The sequence below is a fragment of the Anaerovibrio sp. genome, assembly GCF_045637405.1.
Classification (GTDB): Bacteria; Bacillota; Negativicutes; order Selenomonadales; family Selenomonadaceae; genus Anaerovibrio.
Genome location: NZ_JAZTZI010000009.1, coordinates 1 through 3257, shown reverse-complemented (window position 1 = coordinate 3257; position 3257 = coordinate 1). Strand labels below are relative to the sequence as shown.

The following is a 3257-nucleotide window of genomic DNA, read 5'->3' as shown; positions in this document are numbered from 1 at the left end:
GACCCTCGAGACCCGTTTACGGGTTGCTAATAAAAAATGCGTGGCTGGCAGGCCAATAAAAAAGCCCACTTGTGGGCAGCCAATAGAAAAGGGCTATGCCCGAAACTGAAAAACCACCCGCTAGGCGGGTGGCTGTTTATTAGGTAAAAGAAATAACTCATTTTTTTACAATAGCTGTAAAATATATATTGACGGTAAATAGGTAATGTGTTAGTATAATTAACGTGTTAATACTTTAACGAGATAAAGAATAAAAACATTTTAGGCAAATGGAGGAACGCTTATGACTTCAAATAATATGGAATATCTTACAATAGCCCTTCCAAAGGGAAAGCTCTTTGGATTATCTGCGGACCTTCTAGCCAAGATAGGGTATACTGCCGAGGATTTAAATGAAAAGTCCAGAAAGCTGATTATTACCAACGAAGAAAAAAAGATCCGGTTTATTATCAGCAAAACAGCTGATGTTCCCACCTATGTTGAATATGGTGCTGCTGATATAGGCGTTATTGGTAAGGATGTATTGCTGGAATCAGGCAAGGATGTTTATGAGCTCTTGGATTTGGGATTTGGAAAGTGTCATCTAATGATGGCTGTAGATAAGAATAATAAACGTGCCAAGCTATCAGATTATGCCCACACCCGAGTGGCCACCAAGTTCCCGCATATTGCGGAAAAGTTTTTCAACAGCAAGGGAATGCAGATGGAATTCATAAAGTTAAATGGTTCTATCGAGCTGGGGCCTATAGTAGGACTTTCTGAGAGTATTGTGGATATAGTTGAGACAGGCACCACCCTTCGGGAAAATAATCTGGAGGAAATCGCTTTTATAATGGATGCCACTGCACGTCTTATTTGTAATAGAGTTAGCTTTAAATTGAAATTTGACCGCATCCATCAGCTCACTGAGGATTTGCGTAAGATATTGGAAATGGCCAAATAATTCGGGGGGATAGTAATGCAGATAGTTAATGTAAAGGACACTGGACTTATAAATGTTGAGAAAATGCTTAAAAAGCCTGCCTTTGATCAGGTAGAGCTTAATCCTAAAATTCGCGAGGCAAATAAGAAGCTATTTGGCCGAGATATGACTGCCGCTGAAATCGTTGATATGATTGTAAACGAGGTAAGGGCAAAGGGTGACAGTGCTGTTATAAAATATACCAAGCTCATTGACCGCACTGAATTTACTGCTGAGGAATTTTTGGTTACTGAAGATGAATATGAGGCCGCATATAAAGCCGCTGATCCTGAAATAGTGGAATCCTTGAAAAGGGCTGCTGCCAACGTCCGTCAGTATCATCAGGAGCAGAAGCCTAACTCCTGGATGACATACCGTGGACAGGGCTCCCTTTTGGGACAGTCTGTTATTCCTTTAGACAGAGTTGGGATTTATGTACCTGGTGGTACGGCAGCATATCCTTCCTCTGTAATAATGAATGCTGTTCCGGCTGCTGTAGCTGGTGTTGGTGAAATCATCATGATGGTGCCTCCAAAGGATGGCAAGATTAATCCTTATGTGCTGGTGGCAGCCAAGGAAGCCGGCGTATCCAAAATCTTTAAGATAGGTGGAGCCCAAGCCATTGCTGCTATGGCCTTTGGTACGGAAACCATTCCAAGAGTGGATAAGATTACTGGGCCTGGAAATATCTTTGTGACCCTGGCAAAAAAAGCCGTATATGGTCACTGTGATATAGATATGTTGGCAGGTCCAAGTGAAATTCTTATTGTGGCAGATGAAACCGCTGATCCGGCTTATACTGCGGCAGATATGCTTAGCCAGGCAGAGCATGATATGCTGGCCTCCAGCATCGTGATTACGGATAGCAAGACTCTGGCTGAAAAGGTGGCGACTGAGGCAGAAAAGCAGCTACAGCAGCTGCCACGTCAGGAGATTGCAAGAGCATCCCTTGATAAGAACGGTCTTATTATTGTAGCTGAGGACATTATGCAGGCCATTGAGCTGGCCAACGTATCCGCACCGGAGCACATGGAAATTCTTACAAAGGAGCCATTCCAGCTGCTTCCTTATGTACGTCATGCCGGAGCGGTATTCCTTGGGGCCTATTCTCCGGAGCCATTAGGGGACTACTTTGCAGGACCAAATCACGTACTGCCAACAGGTGGTACCGCCAGATACTACTCCGTGCTTAATGTGGAAACCTTTATGAAGCGTACCAGCCTCATTTCTTATACTCAGCCTGAGCTGAGCCGTGTAAGTGATGATATTATACGTCTGGCAGAGGCAGAGGGGCTACAGGCCCATGCAAATGCAATTCGCATAAGAAAAATGTGATATTTTAGGGAGGAAATTATGGCAAAGCTCAAATATAGAAATAAATTGGCAGAAATGCCTTCATACGACGTGGTGGAGCGGGACTGGAATATTAAGGTAAATGCCAATGAAAGTGGTATGAACCTGCCACCTTTGGTGGAGGAGCGGGTAATGAGCCGCCTTTCCCGTGTGGCGTTTAACCGTTATCCCAATGAGGATTTGGAAATGCTCATGGAGGCAATTGGCAGGAATTTTGGTCTTGGTGTAGAAAATGTTCTTATAGGTAACGGCTCCAGCGAAATTATTGAGAAAATCTTCTATTGCTTCGGAGGCCGTGGCAGAAAAATTGTATTTCCACAGCCATCATTTTCCATGTATCACATTTATGCCAAGGCTGCTGAGGCCGAAGCTGTTCCTGTAAACTTAAATGAAAAGGATTATAGCCTTGATGTGAAGGAATTCGTCAATGTGGTTAATGACAACAAAGCTGCTCTTTGCGTAATCTGTAATCCAAATAATCCAACTGGCAGCTTTACTTCCCTGGAGGACATTGAATATATTGCCAGCCATACCAGCTGTGCATTCCTGGTGGATGAGGCTTACATTGAATTCAATGGCCAGACGGCTATTGGTCTTATGAAGAAATACCCAAGTATGATTATAGCCAGAACCTTCTCCAAGGCTTATGGACTGGCAGCTTGTCGCTGTGGCTATATGCTGGCGGCAGCCCCATTGACAGCTATGATTGCCAAATCAATGATGCCTTATCACATGAATGTGCTGACTTTGGTTACTGCCGACACTGTATTTCAGATGCGTGACGAATTTATACCGAGAATCCAGATGGCTATTGCAGAGCGCAAGCGTATGGAGGGACAGTACGGAGAGCTAAAGGGCTTCAAGGTATTTCCTTCCAATACCAACTTTATTTTCCTTAAGTATGATAAGGCAGTGGAGCTGAATGAATATCTGGAAAGCCGGG

General features: G+C 43.8%; 3 protein-coding genes. All 3 read left to right on the top strand.

All coding sequences use genetic code 11. The annotated features are described in order from the left end of the window. Window positions 1-283: 283 nt before the first annotated feature. On the top strand, window positions 284-943 hold the full coding sequence (gene hisG, locus ACKI5G_RS00720) for an ATP phosphoribosyltransferase (RefSeq protein WP_407396683.1): 660 nt from the start codon (window positions 284-286) through the stop codon (window positions 941-943). 15 nt (window positions 944-958) lie between these two features. Next, window positions 959-2296, top strand: coding sequence for a histidinol dehydrogenase (hisD, locus tag ACKI5G_RS00715; RefSeq protein WP_407396681.1), 1338 nt, complete (start codon window positions 959-961; stop codon window positions 2294-2296). Window positions 2297-2314: 18 nt separating this feature from the next. Further along, a partial coding sequence (locus ACKI5G_RS00710; RefSeq protein WP_407396679.1) for a pyridoxal phosphate-dependent aminotransferase occupies window positions 2315-3257 on the top strand: 943 nt, incomplete at its 3' end.

Coding starts and splice junctions, on each gene's coding strand:
- hisG (WP_407396683.1), top strand. CDS start 284: ATGACTTCAAATAATATGGAATATCTTACAATAGCCCTTCCAAAGGGA.
- hisD (WP_407396681.1), top strand. CDS start 959: ATGCAGATAGTTAATGTAAAGGACACTGGACTTATAAATGTTGAGAAA.